Below are 16,737 nucleotides of genomic sequence, written 5' to 3'. Positions count from 1 at the left end.
GGGCGTTGTTCAGGGGTAATTAAGGCATTGCTAATTATGTTGAATCCTTGGATAGAGCGCCGTTATTGTGGCTGACCTTTATTGCAGTTCACTCCCGAGGATCAGTCATGCTGTCGATCTTGTCACGGGCGCCGCTCGCGCGCCTATCAGTGTTTGTCTTGGCGTGCGTGTTGTCCTCCCAGGCGCTGGCTATGCAGATTTTTGTCAGAATTGACGGGGGTAAGCTTATCGGGTTTGAAGTGGAGGCAAACGACACCATCGAGAACGTCAGATCCATCATTCAGGAAAAAGAGGGCATTGCCCCTGAGAATCAGCGCCTGTTCTTTGCTGGCCAGCAACTGGAGGATGGCTTCACACTGTCTGATTACGACATCCAGAAGGAATCTACCTTGCAGCTGGTGAGTGCACCGGTCTTCAATCTGGCGACCTACTCCCAGAGCCTGGCAGGCCAGGCACAGATTTCCGTAGCCGCCACCAACACGGCTGCACTGGTGCTGCATGGCAACCATGGTCACCCGCTGGATATGCGCGCTGCGCCGGGCACGGATCATTGCATCTGGGCGGCTGGCGACTGGGGTGGCAGCAACCTGGGTGGTAACAATGACGCCCAGGCGCTGGCCGAGATTGGCGGATGCAAGGTATTGAACGCAACCCGCACACAAATTGGCCTTGCGGTTGGCAAGTCCTGGAACAAACAGCAGACGCCGTTCAACGGCCGGCAGGAGCTCGACGGCCAATACCTGTTGCTTGAACTCATAACCCCGTTGCACAGCCTCCACCCTGACCTGTGGGCCACGGCCACGCTGTACTACAACCACGCCAACGCCGATGCACTGCGTGGCTATAGCAACGGCCTGACGCTGGATGCCTCCAAGGGTGACACCCGGACCGACACCTGGGCCCTGCGCGCCAGGCTCGACTGGGAAAATGCCCTGCATGCCTATGGCACCGACTTTTCGCCCTTTGTGGATATGTCCTGGATCGAGACCCAGGTTGACAGTTACACCGAGGAGTCCGGCAGCCTGCCCGCCTATTTTGCCAGCAGCAGGCAGGCCGTCAGCGAGTCCCGCCTGGGCGTCAACGCCCGCTATCCTCTGACCCCTCGGCTGGCCTTGATCGCCGGAGCAGAAGGTGTCCACCGCTTCAACAACAGCGCCCCGAGCGTCTCGGGTATCAATGGTGGGCAGCCCTTCAGGGTAGACGGCGGCCGCGATGACCGCACCTGGATGCACTGGTCAACCGGTGCCGTATTCAACTACGCGAGCAGCAGCCTGAGATTCAGTGCCAACACCACCACTGGGGGTCAGGACCCGGATATCTGGTTGGGGCTGTCGTGGAATATGTCGCTGTAGTAGCAAGCCGATAACGGGAGCCAGGTCATACTGGCCCCGTTAATCTGGGAGTTGATCGCTTACTTGAACTGGCTAAACAAGCCGTCTATGTAGGCTGTAGCATCTTGTGCACTATAGAACTGTGTGGCGTTCTCTCCTTCGATATGCAGCGTATACAAATAGTCCTCTGATAGTGCCCGCGCCTTCCAGCCACCGGCATCTATCATCTGAGCGTCGGTGCCAATACAGACTTCATGTGCATCAACGCTAATGATGCTGGTGCTATTCCAACCGGGCGATCCCGCCAGCGGAGTGTTGTTGATGCAGTTATCGTAGAGTTGCGCCTGCATATCCAGCGCCGCCTTGATCCCCGCTTTCAAGTAATCCCTTTGTGATTCGTCTGCGTCAGCGAGGTCCCAGCGGGGTTGAGCCGCAGGCGATTCAAGATCGCGCGCAGTGATGGAGAAGGTCCAGTATGAAAACTGATCCTGGCTGGTAAAGTGGGAGGAGGCCGTCGGCGTAACGGCATCACATGAAAAGTACTGTTCGCTGATGGCTTCGCCCTCAAGCTGATCAGGTAGCAGGGCAAACAGGGTTTCAAAGCCCGGGCAATCCAACTCAAGCTCAGCCCCTGGGCTCGCCTGATCGGGGTTGTCCAGTGGCACGGACGTATGGCCTGCCTCGCCGGTCTGGTCAGGCAGCGATGATGTGTTGTCATCCGAGCACGCTGTCAGGGCTGCGGCAAAGACAAGTCCCACCCATAGTTTAAACTGCATAACCTGTACTCCGTCGTCTGAGCAAACCGGCCTGCCGGTTTATACGCTCCTTGAGCCAATGGAAAGACTGCTGTCACGCCCAAACTTAGAAAAGACTGCCCGCTGGCAAAGTGAACAGGCAAATTGTCCTGTGCTTGGCTGGTCATGCGCGGGTTGCAGCAAGTGACATAGCCTAATCAGGAAACCCTTCAAACTTCCTGGATTGCACCCCTTCGTCGTACCATTTTGCGCGCTCACTCCAAAATATATTGTCTTGTGGAGCAAGGGTAGGTGCTCCATCCAAACTACCTGCAGGAACCAGCAGTTCGTTACCCGATGTAGACAGATACGGAACGGGTGAGCCGCATTGTCCACAGAAAGCATTCGTTATAGCGCGACCTGGCAGATCATAGCGCTGAATCCTTTCTTCACCAGATACCCAGGTGATATTGTCACCGTCAGTAAAGAGATTGGATACATGTGCAGATCCAGTGGTTTTTTGACATTGAGTACAGTGGCATAGATGAAATGCACTAAACCTGTCTTTGCATTCAAACCTTACCTCGCCACACAGGCAGCTACCCCCTATCAACTTCATGCATTACCCTCGGTATGACTGGTCGTATGACCTTTGATTAAGGGGTAGACCTTGGTCCTTCCCAATGAGCGCAAAGAGCGGTTTAGGCCAGTTTTTACAGATATTTGCCGTCAGAGATGTTCATCTGACCCCGGTTTCTGCTGGGGTGTCTGGCCTCTTCAAAACGCACCATTAGCCAGCCGGTCTGACTGCCAGAAGCAGGATGCCGCCGACTAGCTCCGCGATGAAAAGCAATAGCATGAAGCCTGTTGGCAAGCCCTTTTTAATAGCGGCCAGTAAGCGACCAACGGGTTGGCTCAACAGAAAAATCGCCACCAGATCGCCGATGGCTGCGTCCTGGATGCGGGTAATGGCGAACACGCACAACAAGAATTGCGCGGTAAAAATACCTACATAGATCGCGTGAAACTCGCTGTATGCGTTGTTGCCTTCCAGCTTGTACCCCATCAATGCAGCCAAGGCGTTTGGCCTGAAAGCCGCCCACAGGGCAAAAATAAGGAATATGCCAGCCGTTGCACCAAGCAGGGCTTGTCGAATGAAGTCATCGTAAATCATGGAAGACGTCCTGTTGTTGATCTATGTGGCGAGGGCTTACATAAACGGCGGCCTGGCAAGCCCCTTTGGTGGAGGCCCTTCCGGGCCGGAACGAATTTAATGTACTTGTTCCATATTGGCCCATTTCCCGGATTCTGCTGACTTTATGAGCTGCCCTACCGATAACGGAGCGAGACCTTTAGGTTTGTAGCCTTTGATTCGTCGGTATAAATAGTATGGCCAGAGAAGTAGAAACCCTGCCGGAAACCCTTCGGGGCCAAAATAAGTTTCAGATATTGAGCTAAGGTCCACGCCAAACCGAGCTGAGAACGCCTCTAGCAGCTCAGCCCCATCATCGCCGTCGACACCTAGATCAAAGTTGATCAACGTGTCGGCAGTTATTTTCTCCGGATTTACGCCAGTAAATTCGGATACAAACGTAATAATCTCAGATTCCATAAAGCATTTGACGCGAAGCACAACGGCGGCCACCGGCCGCGTACTGATGTGCCTTGTTAAATGGCCCTCGCACACGGTCCGACTGAGCCACTGTTTGATTGATTTGCCGGAGCTTGTTGAGAGAGATTTGAAACTGGCCATTACTCGGTAGCCGTTTACCTGTGAACTGATCCCAAACAAGGGATCCTGGACCGTTATAAATTTCTTCGAATGTTCCGTCACGCAGTATTTTGATGATGATCGTATGCTGCGGCTGACTCCGGAACGCAACAGAATTGGATTGCGTAGCCTTGATCTCAACTTCCAAGCCGGTTTCGGTGGCAGCGTCATAGCCTTTGTTGGAAGCTGTCTTCAGCTCCAAATTATAGGCGTCGGCCACGAGGCATTCACCCAAACTGCCAACCATGTGACCATCCGGGGTGAAGTGCCTGCCCGGGAACATGGCCTCCAACTCATTGACCGTGGCATAGAGCTGCTTGATCAAGTTCCGGAATTTATCGTGATCGATCATGAGCATTTAACGGCCGGCTCACGCGCCGGTTTGGAGCCGCGAAGCGGCGGAAAATCGGTCGCTGTGCAGCCGATTGTTAATTGTTGATGCTCAATGTCAACGGCACGTGGTCACTAATGGAAATCCACTCGTCGTGCTGACCGACCTGCAAATTACATTCTTCTGAAAAGTCTGCCGAGGTAAAAACGTAATCAATGTGGTAAGCCTTCTCGCGGTTCCGCTGCAAGAAAAATGTTGGGCTGGTCTCATTGCCCTGCTCTTCCTCAAAGACTCGATGATACTGGCTCTTGAAACCCATCTCACTGAGCTCAGCAACGACATCTGAGTGATTCCACCAGCGGTCCGGCTTATCCCAGCGCACGTTGCTATTAAAATCCCCGAGAATGAGTGTCTTTGCCCGGCCAAGATCTTCACGGTGGATCTGAAGGTACTTCCAGAATTGCCCCATGTAGCCAAATGCTTCTTCATTACGCCCCTTCGTCCAGACGGCCAGCACAGTGAAATCTCCGTTAATTGTGAAAGGGTGAAAAAGCCTGAGATCTTCCGTGCTCCAATTCAGTGTTTCACTTTTGCTGAACAGTCCAGGCACGGAAAAGCTGCCACTCCAATTTAACTTTTCAACTCGATGACCGTTTCGGGGAAAAATTCCGATGCCACGATTTTTTGACTCGCCCTCCCACAGGTAAGAACCAGCCCACTCTCTATATGCCGGCGTCGATAACGCAGGGTCTTCACATTCCTGAATCACCAAGATATCAGCTTGCAAGCTATCTGCTTCTGCAAGCTTCCGTCTGAGTGCTCCATTACAGTTCCAGGTAACAACTTTCATAGATAGAGACAGTTAACAGTGTATTGGACCGACGGCTTTATGATCACATATCAGAGACTTCTTTATAATCACGCTTTTGCCGGTCATGGTTAAAGATGCTTTCTCTTTAAAAATCAATCGGTTGCTCTGTCTGCTAGCGACCTGCCCTGTAATCGCTTGACTTCTTTATTTTGTGCGCTCAATAACACTGTATATCCAGTTAGTGCGCAAGAATTACAGTGTTTTCCAATCACGTTCAGGTGGTCTGGCTTGCAGATGCTCTAAACGGTGATCAATCGCCAGGCACGCTACCGCCCGATCCTGAGCTTGGACACATCGCGGTTAACGGTTCTGGTTGTATTACGGGGAGGGCAGACTGTCCATGTCGTGCGTGGGCTGACTGCATTCCCTTGCCGTATTCGAGAGTAAGTCAGGGTTGCGGGGGCTGTCCAAGGTTTTATTCGGTCGGTTTGTCCGGCGTGGTGGGCTGTGGGGTCGGCAATAAAAAACGCCGGACCCTGGAGCCCGGCGTTTCAATACTGACTTTGCTGCTTAGTAAGGGCAGTTACCGCGGTACTCGGAGATTTCGCGGTCTGACTCGTGGTTGGGGCCACAGAGAAACTGCGAGTAGCGGGTGTCGTTATCCAGATGGCGCTTCATCCAGGATACGCCCAGGCGACTCAGTACGGTGTCATATTGACCGAAGGAGGCGCCGCCGTTGCCGCAGTAATGGTTGCCACCATCCAGTTCAACAAAGGCTTTGTTGATATCGCCTGGCAGGCGGTTATAGAAGGGCGAAGCGTGGCTGCCGACCGGGGCGACAATGTCTGACTCGCAGGCAATGATCATGGTGGGTGCCTGAACATTGCGGAACTGCCAGCTTGAGGTGTCCCAGGGCGCCAATGGGATAGCGGCCTTGATACGACCTTCAGTGGCAACGCGCAGGGTGCCGCCACCGCCCATTGACCAGCCAATAACGCCGAGACGATCTGTGTCGATCATGCCTTCGACGTCGCCATTGCGCTCGGTGTTCTGATCAACCAGATAGTCCAGTGCGCTGTTGATCTGACGCGCACGGCTTGGCGGTTGATCAAAGCCGGTGTTGGTATCGATGGTCATGACCACAAAGCCGTGGGAGGCAAGCTTTGGACCCCACCATTCAATCGAGGACTCGGCAGAGATATAGCCGGGAATCACGACCACCGCCGCCATGGTGCCGGTGGTGTTGGTCGGGTAGTGAATGGTGCCACCACCAAAGCCACTGACCAGGCCGGAGACGCGGTTGCTTCTGACCGAGAACGGGCCGCGATCGGCTTCAACCAGTGACAGTGTCGGGTTGGGTCCGCGCTCGAACCCGCTGGGCTGACTAGGGTCGACCGGATCGGGTGGTGGATTGGAGGCCATTGCGGTAGCAGAGAGGGCAAGGGCGCCTGCTGCAAACAGCGAGCAGAGAGAGCGGGATATAAATGTTGTTGTCATTGTAACTCCATGGTTTATATGGTTTTTGTTATGGCTTGTATTGATGGACCACGGAAGGAATACACCATCAATCCGACGCAAGTGTTAATGCTGGATCGGGACGGGTCAACGTGCTGCGAGGGGTTATGCTGCGTTGATGGCTATAGGGTCACAAAGTGAACTATCAGTTTGCTGGCAATGTGAATTAGGCCTCAATTAGCCAATATATGTCTTGCAGTGAGTCATAATGCATGTTTGATGCATTATGCTTTATTCGTATCTTATGTTTCATTTTGCCCTGCGGCAAGGCGCCTTGCGGGGCCGGCGTCACCCGTCGGCACACTGGGACGGGTTCAAGGGCGTAGCTTGTTAAGGCTTGTATTCGCGCGCCTCCAGCAGCAACCAGTCACGAAAGCCGGTTAACGCGGCAGATTCCGCTTTGCGCTCCGGAATCACCAGATGATAGGCATGATCACTCTCGAAACTGTGTGGGCAGGGGCTGATCAGTTGCCCGCTGTTGAGTTCATCGCGAATCAGAAAGGGCGGGATCAGGGCGACGCCCAATCCGTGTTTGGCCGCCTTGGCCAGCATCGAGAAGAGTTCCAGCCGCGTGCCGTTCAGGTCGTGCGCAACACGCATATCAAGTGAGGCGAACCACTGGCGCCAGGCATAGGGGCGGGTACTCTGTTGCAGCAACGGCATCTGACTGATCTGTTCCGGTGTCAGCGTGGTGTGCGGCGCGATCAACTCCGGGCTGCACACCGGTACGGGCGACTCCTTCATCAGAAAATGCGCTTCGGTACCTGACCAGTCGCCGTCGCCAAAGTAGATGGCGGCATCAAACTCGGTATCGGCAAACAGAAAAGGCCGAGTGCGGTTGGTCAGATTGATGGATACCTGCGGGTTGGCCTTGAGGTAGCGGCCCAGGCGCGGCAGTAACCACTGGGTGCTGAAGGTGGGTACGGCGGCCAGTTCCAGTGTGGCGGTGCCCTGGTTGCCCATGACCGACAGGGTATCGCGCTCCACGGCATCCAGGCGGCTGCTGATACGTCGGCTGTAGGTCTCGCCGGCTTCGGTCAGCTTGACGCCGCGACGGGTGCGGCGAAACAGCTGCACATCAAGAAATTCCTCAAGGTTGGCGATCTGTCGGCATACTGCACTTTGCGTCAGCGACAGCTCCTCGGCGGCTTTGGTAAAGCTTTCATGCCGGGCCGAGGATTCAAAGCAGATCAAGGCCTGGGTCGGGGGGATCTTGCGGCGCATGGGGGGCTCCTTTGGAGCAGCGGCAAGCTTCAAGCTGCAAGCGATAAGCTGGCCGTGCGTTGGCAGTGCTGGTGTGTTCGGCACCGGACAGGTTTGCTTGTAGCTTGAGGCTTGGCGCTTGCGGCTGGGTTTCGGAGTTCCAAAATAGCACAAGTGGCTGAAAAAAACGCGTTTGCCGGGAGAGTGGATCGGGTCTAGTCTTGTTGCCACTGCAAGCACCTTCAAGTGCTTACCCATACCGACAAGATAACGGAGTTCCCATGGCTGATTCCAAAGTGAGTTTCAACTGGATTGATCCGCTGCTGCTTGATGCGCAGCTGACCGAAGAAGAGCGCATGGTGCGTGACTCTGCGGCCCAGTACTGCAATGACAAGTTGATGCCACGGGTGCTCGAGTCTTTCCGTAACGAAAACACCGATGCCTCGATCTTTCGCGAGATGGGCGAGCTGGGTCTGCTGGGCGCGACTATCCCTGAGCAGTACGGCGGAAGCGGTCTGAACTATGTGTGCTACGGCCTGATTGCCCGTGAAGTCGAGCGCGTCGATTCCGGCTACCGTTCGATGATGAGCGTGCAGTCCTCGCTGGTCATGGTGCCGATCAATGAATTTGGCAGCGAAGAGCAGAAGCAGAAGTACCTGCCCAAGCTGGCCAGCGGCGAATATATCGGTTGCTTTGGTCTGACTGAGCCGGATCACGGTTCCGATCCGGGCTCAATGATTACCCGCGCGCGTTCGGTTGACGGTGGTTACCTGCTCAAGGGCGCGAAGATGTGGATCACCAACAGCCCCATCGCCGACGTCTTCGTGGTCTGGGCCAAGACCGATGACGACGTGATCCGTGGCTTTATTCTGGAAAAAGGCTGGAAAGGCCTGAGCGCGCCGGCGATCAAGGGCAAGGTCGGTCTGCGCACCTCGATTACCGGTCAGATCGTGATGGAAGATGTGTTTGTGCCGGCGGAAAACATGCTGCCGGGCGTGACCGGCCTGAAAGGCCCGTTCACCTGCCTGAACTCCGCTCGTTACGGTATTTCCTGGGGCGCTCTGGGTGCCGCTGAATTCTGCTGGCACACCGCGCGTCAGTACACCCTGGACCGCAAGCAGTTCGGTCGCCCGCTGGCGCAGACGCAGTTGATCCAGAAGAAACTGGCCGACATGCAGACCGAAATCACCATGGCCCTGCAAGGTTGCTTGCGCCTGGGTCGGATGAAGGACGAAGGCACTGCTGCCGTGGAAATCACCTCGATGATGAAGCGCAACTCCTGCGGCAAGTCACTGGATATCGCCCGCGTGGCCCGCGACATGCTCGGTGGTAACGGCATCTCCGACGAATACGGCGTGATCCGCCATGTGGTCAACCTGGAAGTGGTCAACACCTATGAAGGTACGCACGACGTGCATGCCTTGATTCTGGGTCGGGCGCAGACCGGGCTTCAGGCGTTTTTTTAAGGCCTGAAGGCAGCGGCAAGCTACAAGCTACAAGCGGCAAGTCAAACCGCAAGGGATGGCTTGCCGTTTGTCTTTAGGATTACTAGATGATGTGTTCAGATAACGCGCTAGCAGGCCGCACACTCGGCTTGAGGGTTGGCTTGGGCAGCTTGTCGCTTGCCGCTTGTAGCTTGCAGCAGGGCACTCATGGGCTGCGTCCATGAGTGCCCTCAATGGTCTTAAAGTCCTCGATCTATCCCGCGTACTGGCCGGTCCCTGGGCTGGGCAGTTGTTGGCGGATCTGGGGGCGGATGTGGTCAAGGTCGAGCGGCCGCTGCTGGGCGATGACACCCGGGCCTGGGGGCCGCCCTATCTGCAGGATGAGCGCGGACAGGACACCTCCGAGGCAGCCTACTTTCTCTGTGCCAACCGCAACAAGCGCTCGATAGCCATCGACTTTACCCAGCCCGACGGGCAGCAGCAGGTGCGTGAGCTGGTGGCCAGGGCCGATGTGCTGATCGAGAACTTCAAGGTCGGCGGTCTGGCGGCCTATGGGTTGGACTATGCCAGTCTGCAGGTGATCAATCCGCGGCTGATCTACTGCTCAGTCACCGGCTTTGGTCAGGATGGGCCCTATGCCCAGCGTGCCGGCTACGATTTCATGATTCAGGGCCTGGGTGGACTGATGAGTGTCACCGGGCGTGCGGCGGATGAGCCCGGTGCCGGGCCGGTCAAGGTCGGCGTCGCAGTCACGGATATTCTCACCGGTCTGTATGCCAGCAATGCCATTCTGGCGGCCTTGGCCGAGCGCGAGCGCAGCGGTCGGGGTCAGCATATTGATCTGGCCTTGCTGGATGTGCAGGTGGCTTGTCTGGCCAATCAGGCGCTCAATTACCTGACCACCGCTGAGGCGCCGCAACGACTGGGCAATGCTCACCCGAATATTGTGCCCTATCAGGATTTCCCCACGGCTGACGGTGACCTGATTCTTACCATTGGTAACGACAGTCAGTTCCGCAAGTTCTGCGATCTTGCCGGAAAAGCGGAATGGGCCAGCGACCCGCGTTTTGCCAGCAATGCCGCGCGGGTAGCCAATCGCACAGTGTTGATTCCCTTGATTCGCCAGGTCACGGTATTCCGCACCACCGCACAGTGGATCACCGATCTGGAGCAGGCGGGCGTGCCCTGCGGGCCGATCAATAATCTGGCTCAGGTATTTGATGATCCGCAGGTCCGTGCCCGTGGTTTGCAGATCAGCATGGAGCACGCCCTGTCCGGGTCGGTAAAGCTGGTGGCCAATCCGATTCGTCTGTCGCGTACGCCGGTGAATTATCGACTTGCGCCGCCGCTGCTCAACCAGCACGCAGCCGAGGTGCTGCGAGACTGGTTGGCAGAATAGGTCTTATTCGCTATAGGGTTTGACATCACCACAGTCAGCCGCGACCCAGCGTGACACGCTGCTGCTTTCTATGTTGACGGTACCGTCGCCGTCCACCGGCAGATCACCTACATCCATTCGGCCTTGGCCGACAAAGCGGGTGTGCATTTCACGACTACCCTGCATGGTCAACTCGCCGCGCATGTCGCCGTCGTAGCCTTCATCACCACTGCAGGTGCCGGTAAAAACCAGTTTGTCACTGCTGCTGCTTTCCAGCGTGAGCTGGCAATCGGGCATGTCTTCGCGGGCTTTGGCCAAGACAGCCTCAGGGTTAGCCATGGCATTGGCTTCTGTTGCGCTGATGCATTCCATGTCAGCGGCGTTGGCTTCTTCCTGGCTGGCCATGATTTGCCGCATCATCTCGCGCTGATCGGCGGGCATGCTTTCCAGAAAGCTTTCCTGGGCGGCCTTGATGGTGGCTTGAAGATCTTCGCCGTTAATCAGGGTGGTTGATTCGGTGCGCCACAGTCCTGGCTCGGGTGTCGGTGACAGGCCTTCTGCCTGGGCGGCAAGGCTGGCGACAAGCAGGCTCAAACCCAGGCTGGTGTTGAATATCCGTTTCACTTGTACGCTCTCTGTGCGGTTGAACATGCCAGCACTATACCCGCGCTGTTGTCGGTCGAGCAAAGACGTGCATCACATTTTCCGTTGGGGCACAAAAAAGGGGCCGTGAGGCCCCTTCTGCTATGTGCCGCTTAGCGGCCGAACAGCGCTGGCTTTTCCCGCTGCGGACGGTTACCGGCCGGGCGGCGCGGTGCGTCAGTCCTGGGCGTGCTGGGTGCAGCACGGTTGCCATGGGCCTGATGACGGCGCTCTTCAGTCACGCTGTCCTGCGGCTCACTGTTGACCCGGGCTGCACGAGGCGGCTGGGAGCTGCGCGGCTTGTCGGAACGGGGTTTTTCGCTGCGCGGCTTGTCACTGCGACCCTGACTGCGGCCAGTGCCACTGCCATTGGCCGGGCGTTGACCGCGACCGTTGGCATTGGCTGGCGCGCCGCGCTGGCGCTCGGGACGATCGCTGTTCATTTCGGACTGTGCCGGTGGCTCAAAGCCAACCAGGCTGCCTTCTTCGATTTTCTGCCGGGTCATGCGCTCAATCGCCTTGAGCAGCTTTTCTTCATCCGGGCAGACCAGCGATACCGCTTCACCGCTGCGACCGGCACGGCCGGTACGGCCAATGCGGTGTACATAGTCTTCCGAGACATTCGGCAGTTCGAAGTTGATTACGTGGGGCAGTTGGTCGATATCCAGACCCCGTGCAGCAATATCGGTCGCAACCAGAATGCGCAGTTTGTTGGCTTTGAAATCAGCCAGTGCCTTGGTGCGCGCGCTCTGGCTCTTGTTGCCATGGATCGCTGCAGCCGGCAGGCCGTTCTTGTCCAGGTATTCCGCCAGGCGGTTGGCGCCGTGCTTGGTGCGGGTAAAGACCAGCACCTGCTCCCAGGCACCCATGGTAATCAGGTGGGCGGTGAGGGCGCGCTTGTGACCTGCAGCGACGCGATAGACTTTCTGTTCAATACGCTCAACGGTGGTGTTGGGCGGGGTGACTTCAATACGTGCCGGGTTGTTCAGCAGCTTGTTCGCCAGCTCGGTGATGTCCTTCGAGAAGGTCGCCGAGAACAGCAGTGTTTGACGCTTGCCGGGCAGTTTGGCAATGACCTTTTTCACGTCATGGATAAAACCCATATCGAGCATGCGGTCGGCTTCGTCGAGAACCAGAATTTCTACCTTGGACAGGTCAACCATGCGCTGGTTGGTCAGGTCCAGCAGGCGACCGGGGCAGGCCACCAGTACGTCCAGACCGGGGGCAATGGCCTTGATCTGTGGCGTAGCACCTACGCCGCCGAAGATGCAGGCGCTTTTCATCGGCAGCTCGCCGCCGTAACTGGTAAAGCTGTCGTGCACCTGGGCCGCGAGTTCACGGGTCGGAGTCAGTACCAGAACGCGTATCTGCTTGGCGGTACGGCGGTATGTTGGATCCGGATGGCCGAGCGGAAAGAGTTTTTCCAGAATCGGCAGAGCAAAGCCGGCGGTCTTGCCGGTACCGGTCTGGGCGGCAACCATGAGGTCGCGGCCTTCGAGTACGGCGGGGATTGCCTGGGCTTGTACGGGGGTTGGAGAGGTGTAACCGGTGGCTGCAACGGCGCGCATCAGCACGTCGGAGAGGCCGAGAGTAGCAAAGGACATTCAGATAAACCCTGTGATGGCCGTTTGCGGAACAGGTCTGTCCGTACGGCCGATGATGAAGGATCGCGAGTTTAGCAGAAACTGCGCTGGCAGGCAGCTAAAACCTGTATGGGGCAGCGCGGGCCGACCGACGGATGCGCCCGCGGCCCGACTGCAAGGCGGTCAGTTCAGGTCTTCGTTGACTTCGCGACGGGTGATGCAACTGGCCAACTGGCTTTCCAGCGCCTGTTGCAGTTCGCCCATAAAGGTCTCGCAATCCTCGCCCGGTGTCAGCGGCGAGCCAATCACTACATCGCAGTTGAACGGCACAATCATCGAGCCGCCCTTGGGCAGGGCGCGGCCCAGGCCATGCAGGGCAATCGGCGTCACGGTGGTGCCGGCATGACAGCGTGCCAGATGATAGATGCCCTTGCGCAGCGGTTGCAGCTGCTCCGGGTCACCACGACTGCCTTCGGGGAACAGCAGCAGTATCTGGTCGTCGCCCAGGGCTTGCTGGCACTGCTCGAAGACCTTGTCCTTGTCGACCTGGCCCTGACGATCCAGCGGGATAATGCCGATCAGGTTGAGCGACAGCCAACTGGTAAAGCGGTTGCGCAGGAAGTAGTCGGCGGCGGCCACCGGACGCAGGCGGTGCAGGGCTGACAGCGGATACAGTGCCATCAGCGCCAGGGTATCCAGGTGGCTGTTGTGGTTCGCGGCGAGAATTGCCGGCCCTTTGGTCGGCAGCAGTTCACGCTGCTGCACGTTCAAGCCGAGCATCAGGTAAACCACGGGACGCACGATAAACAGGAAGAACAGTATCTTCGGCAGACGTTTGATCAGAGGCATGGGATGTCCTTTGGCTCAGTATTTCATGTAGACCAGGTAATGGAAGAACAACGGCGCGGTGTACATCAGGCTGTCGATGCGGTCGAGAATGCCACCGTGGCCTGGTATCAGCCGTCCGGTATCCTTGATGCACAGGTCGCGCTTGACCGCCGAGACGGTCAGGTCGCCAACAAAACCGGCAACCCCGATCAATGCGCCGGCGAACAGGCCCTGCCAGAAATTCAGCGGCGTCAGCCATAGCGCCAGTACGGCGCCCAGCAGGGTAGTGGTGGCAACGCCGCCGAGGAATCCGGCCCAGGTCTTGTTCGGGCTGATGGCCGGAACGATTTTGCGCTGGCCCAGGGTCTTGCCCCAGATGTACTGCGCGACGTCATTGAACTGGGTGAGGAACACCAGGTAGATCACCAGACCCACGCTGCCACCAGCCGGGTTGACCTCCGGCGGCAGCATCAGCAGATAGGCGACGTGGCTGATGGCAAAGACCGTGGTCATCACGGCCCACTGGTAGGAGGCTACCGCGCGGATAAAACCCTTGGTTTCGCCCAGCATGAGCAGGCCGAAGGGAATCAGCAGGAACAGGTAGACCGGGATAAAGATGATGAACATGCCGTACCAGTCGCTGGCGATCCAGTAGTAGTGCAGCGGGATCATCAGGTACAGGGCCAGGATCAACCGGCGGTCGGTCACTCGGATCGGCAGAATCGAGAAGAACTCGCGCAGGGCAATAAAACTGAGAATAGTGAAGAAGATCAATGAGGCGGTGCGACCGATCATCAGCGCGGTAAACACCACGGCGACCATGATCCACCAGGAGTTGATGCGTTGGCGCAGTTCGAGATGGGCCGATTCCGCCATGCTCAGTTTCAACACCCACTGTGTCAGGGTCGCAGCGACCAGCATCAACAGTACGCAAACCATGGCGGTCAGCGTGTTGGGCGTGAGTTCCAGCATGAAGGGCAAGCCGATATCGCTATCCATGTTCAGTCACCTGTACTGTGTTGCAGAAGGAAGTAGGCCGTGGCCAGGCGGCGCAGGCAGGTCAGGGCCGTACCTATGGCCAGCACAATCAAACTGATCCAGAGCACCAGCCCGTCGCCATTCCAGAGGAGCTCGATGGCGGAGAGCAGGCAGGCCAGGGTCAGCAAGGCCATGCGCTGTTGCTTGGCCATGGGCCCGCGAAAGTCGGCGGGCAGTCCCAGTGAGACGCCCAGCACGCGGATATAGGCACTGAGTACCGCCAGTAGCGCACCGAGCCAGGCCAGCCAGACTGCCGAGGGGTAGTCCGGCAGGGCCAGGGCGCAGGCGACGATCAGCAGCGGATCGGCAATGCGGTCCGGTACATCATTGAACAGCTCGCCGGCCGGGGTCTGCTTGCCGCCTTCCATGGCGACCATGCCATCAAACAGGTTGCACAGCAGGCGCAGCTGGATCATCAGCGCGGCCAGCACAAAGCACGCAGACATCAGCCCGCCGCTGCTGTTGCCGGCCAGAAACAGGGCCAGTGCGCCACCCAGGGCAAACACCACACTCAGCACGGAGATCTGGTTGGGTGTGACCTGTCGCTGCGACAGCCAGGCGGCAAAGCGGGTCATGATGCGCTGGTCACGCACCTTCAGGGGTCGACGATTAGGCGTTTGGCTCATGCGCGGCTCAGGACTCCGGAGTAGTGGGGTGGTTCTGCAGGGCAAGCCGTACAGTCAGAAACAGACAAAAGGCAAAGGCCACGGCGCTGGGCGGCAGTATGGTCAACCACAGACGGGGGGTCTGACCGAGGCTATGCAGGACAAACAGCAGGCTGCTGGTGATGCTGACAACCAGCAAGGGCGGCAGCAGCACGGCCAGCAGGGGCTGGCGAAACAGCGGGAACAGGCGATTGATGGCCAGAGTCATGCACAGGGTAATCACGGCACTGGCGGTGCCTTGCAGAACACCGGCAATAATGGCCTGGCTGGTGGATTCGGTGAGGTTGGCATACAGCGCCCAGCCGCCCCAGAGCACAAAGGCCAACAGGGCGGGCAACCAGCGCATGGCAGTGTCAGCATCCTTGCTGGGCATGGCGTTGTCGTCCTGTGACTGGAGAATGGCAGGGAGAGTCCCGATTGCAGGCGAGTATAAAGCGCCCAGCGTGCTTGTAAAGCGGCTGCCTGCTTAATTGCCGGTCAGGTCACAGCCCGACCGGACGCCGCTATCAACGGGCGTCCGGATGGGCGACGGATTACAGGTTGCGCCAGACCGCCAGGGAGGGCTCGGCCTGGTTCAGGGTATAGAAGTGCAGGCTGGGCGCGCCGCCTTCGATCAGACGCTGGCACAGCTCGGTGATGACCTGGGTGCCAAAAGCGCCAATGCTTTCGCTGTCGTCACCGTAGGACTCCAGTTGCTTGCGAATCCAGCGTGGTATTTCGGCCCCGCAGGCGTCCGAGAAGCGCGCCAGCTTGCTGTAATTGGTGATCGGCATGATGCCGGGCACAATCGGAATATCCACACCGGCCTTGCGCACCCGGTCGACAAAGTAGAAATAGCAGTCGGCGGTGAAAAAGTACTGGGTGATGGCGCTGTCGGCGCCGGATTTGGCCTTGCGAATGAAGTTCTCAAGGTCGGCTTCAAAATGCCGGGCCTGGGGATGGGCTTCGGGGTAGGCAGCGACTTCGATGCTGAAGTGGTCGCCTGTCTCGTTGCGGATAAACTCCACCAGTTCGTTGGCATAGCGCAGCTCGCCGGACGCCTGACCCATGCCCGAGGGCAGGTCACCACGCAGCGCGACAATGCGCTTGATACCGGCATCTTTATAAAGATTCAGCAGGCTGCGCAGATCGTCCTTGCTGTCGCCGACACAGGACAGATGCGGTGCGGTCGGCACCTGCACTTCCTGGTCCAGTTGCAGCACGGTCTTTAGCGTGCCGTCGCGGGTCGAGCCACCGGCACCATAGGTCACCGAGAAAAACTCGGGGTTCTCGGCAGCCAGTATCTTGCCCGTGGCAATCAGCTTCTCGTGCCCGGCCTCGGTCTTGGTCGGAAAGAATTCAAAGCTGACCGGGGCCTTGCTTGTAGTATGTGTCATGTCGTTCCTGCCCTTATTCTTGTGGGCTTTTTTGAATGGTTGTTGGCTTGAAGCTGGAAGTTTTAAGCTGGAAGCTTGAAGTGGTC

The 16,737-nt window shown here is 57.6% G+C and carries 17 protein-coding genes and 1 pseudogene; 3 read left to right on the top strand and 15 right to left on the bottom strand.

Annotation, left to right across the window (positions count from 1 at the left end; genetic code table 11):
* Nucleotides 1-107 precede the first annotated feature (107 nt).
* Nucleotides 108-1,352 carry a ubiquitin-like protein gene (locus AC27HQ_RS01880; protein ID WP_487154116.1) on the top strand — a complete coding sequence of 415 codons (1,245 nt, stop codon included), beginning with the start codon at nt 108-110 and terminating at the stop codon, nt 1,350-1,352.
* Between the two features lie 59 nt (nt 1,353-1,411).
* On the opposite strand, the gene AC27HQ_RS01875 is transcribed toward AC27HQ_RS01880, so the two are convergent.
* The 8 genes from AC27HQ_RS01875 to AC27HQ_RS01840 form a co-directional block, all read right to left on the bottom strand.
* Complete coding sequence (locus tag AC27HQ_RS01875; protein WP_487154115.1) at nt 1,412-2,107, bottom strand: hypothetical protein; 696 nt, start codon at nt 2,105-2,107, stop codon at nt 1,412-1,414.
* A gap of 172 nt (nt 2,108-2,279) precedes the next feature.
* Complete coding sequence (locus AC27HQ_RS01870) at nt 2,280-2,684, bottom strand: GFA family protein (RefSeq protein WP_487154114.1); 405 nt, start codon at nt 2,682-2,684, stop codon at nt 2,280-2,282.
* A gap of 171 nt (nt 2,685-2,855) precedes the next feature.
* Complete coding sequence (locus AC27HQ_RS01865) at nt 2,856-3,239, bottom strand: DUF4345 family protein (RefSeq protein ID WP_487154113.1); 384 nt, start codon at nt 3,237-3,239, stop codon at nt 2,856-2,858.
* Between the two features lie 96 nt (nt 3,240-3,335).
* Entirely contained in the window at nt 3,336-3,677 is a 342-nt protein-coding gene (locus AC27HQ_RS01860; protein ID WP_487154112.1) for a DUF1493 family protein, read from the bottom strand.
* The gene (locus tag AC27HQ_RS01855; protein WP_487154111.1) at nt 3,667-4,194 is read right to left on the bottom strand and encodes a DUF6998 domain-containing protein; all 528 of its coding nucleotides are present in this window, start codon (nt 4,192-4,194) and stop codon (nt 3,667-3,669) included. The genes AC27HQ_RS01860 and AC27HQ_RS01855 overlap by 11 nt, the downstream gene beginning before the upstream one ends.
* Nucleotides 4,195-4,264: 70 nt before the next feature.
* A complete protein-coding gene (locus tag AC27HQ_RS01850) occupies nt 4,265-5,017 on the bottom strand; it encodes an endonuclease/exonuclease/phosphatase family protein (protein WP_487154110.1) in 753 nt (250 codons plus the stop codon).
* 531 nt (nt 5,018-5,548) lie between these two features.
* Nucleotides 5,549-6,475: an alpha/beta hydrolase family protein gene (locus tag AC27HQ_RS01845; protein WP_487154109.1), complete on the bottom strand. Its 927-nt coding sequence runs from the start codon at nt 6,473-6,475 to the stop codon at nt 5,549-5,551.
* A gap of 348 nt (nt 6,476-6,823) precedes the next feature.
* The gene (locus tag AC27HQ_RS01840) at nt 6,824-7,717 is read right to left on the bottom strand and encodes a LysR family transcriptional regulator (RefSeq protein WP_487154108.1); all 894 of its coding nucleotides are present in this window, start codon (nt 7,715-7,717) and stop codon (nt 6,824-6,826) included.
* A 260-nt stretch (nt 7,718-7,977) separates the two neighbouring features.
* Between AC27HQ_RS01840 and AC27HQ_RS01835 the strand changes: the two genes are divergently transcribed.
* Both AC27HQ_RS01835 and AC27HQ_RS01830 read left to right on the top strand, forming a co-directional pair.
* Nucleotides 7,978-9,162 carry an acyl-CoA dehydrogenase gene (locus AC27HQ_RS01835; RefSeq protein ID WP_487154107.1) on the top strand — a complete coding sequence of 395 codons (1,185 nt, stop codon included), beginning with the start codon at nt 7,978-7,980 and terminating at the stop codon, nt 9,160-9,162.
* A gap of 199 nt (nt 9,163-9,361) precedes the next feature.
* On the top strand, nt 9,362-10,540 hold the full coding sequence (locus tag AC27HQ_RS01830) for a CaiB/BaiF CoA transferase family protein (protein ID WP_487154106.1): 1,179 nt from the start codon (nt 9,362-9,364) through the stop codon (nt 10,538-10,540).
* Between the two features lie 3 nt (nt 10,541-10,543).
* On the opposite strand, the gene AC27HQ_RS01825 is transcribed toward AC27HQ_RS01830, so the two are convergent.
* The 7 genes and pseudogenes from AC27HQ_RS01825 to metF all read right to left on the bottom strand — a co-directional run bounded on the left by AC27HQ_RS01825 (nt 10,544) and on the right by metF (nt 16,651).
* Entirely contained in the window at nt 10,544-11,143 is a 600-nt protein-coding gene (locus tag AC27HQ_RS01825) for a DUF3617 domain-containing protein (protein WP_487154105.1), read from the bottom strand.
* 481 nt (nt 11,144-11,624) lie between these two features.
* Nucleotides 11,625-12,765 (bottom strand): annotated as a pseudogene (locus AC27HQ_RS01820) (DEAD/DEAH box helicase); the annotation flags it as partial.
* A 162-nt stretch (nt 12,766-12,927) separates the two neighbouring features.
* A complete protein-coding gene (locus AC27HQ_RS01815) occupies nt 12,928-13,593 on the bottom strand; it encodes a lysophospholipid acyltransferase family protein (RefSeq protein ID WP_487154104.1) in 666 nt (221 codons plus the stop codon).
* Nucleotides 13,594-13,608: 15 nt separating this feature from the next.
* Entirely contained in the window at nt 13,609-14,571 is a 963-nt protein-coding gene (locus AC27HQ_RS01810; RefSeq protein WP_487154103.1) for a phosphatidate cytidylyltransferase, read from the bottom strand.
* A gap of 2 nt (nt 14,572-14,573) precedes the next feature.
* Nucleotides 14,574-15,236 (bottom strand): CDP-alcohol phosphatidyltransferase family protein, encoded by a 663-nt coding sequence (locus AC27HQ_RS01805; protein ID WP_487154102.1) that lies wholly within the window; start codon nt 15,234-15,236, stop codon nt 14,574-14,576.
* A gap of 7 nt (nt 15,237-15,243) precedes the next feature.
* The gene (locus AC27HQ_RS01800; RefSeq protein ID WP_487154101.1) at nt 15,244-15,648 is read right to left on the bottom strand and encodes a hypothetical protein; all 405 of its coding nucleotides are present in this window, start codon (nt 15,646-15,648) and stop codon (nt 15,244-15,246) included.
* 160 nt (nt 15,649-15,808) lie between these two features.
* Nucleotides 15,809-16,651, bottom strand: coding sequence for a methylenetetrahydrofolate reductase [NAD(P)H] (metF, locus tag AC27HQ_RS01795; protein WP_487154100.1), 843 nt, complete (start codon nt 16,649-16,651; stop codon nt 15,809-15,811).
* Nucleotides 16,652-16,737 lie beyond the last annotated feature (86 nt).

The organism is Halopseudomonas sp. 4NH20-0008 (genome assembly GCF_057548395.1).
The sequence above is the reverse complement of the archived record's forward strand: the minus strand, read 5'-3'. Positions and strand labels throughout refer to the sequence as shown.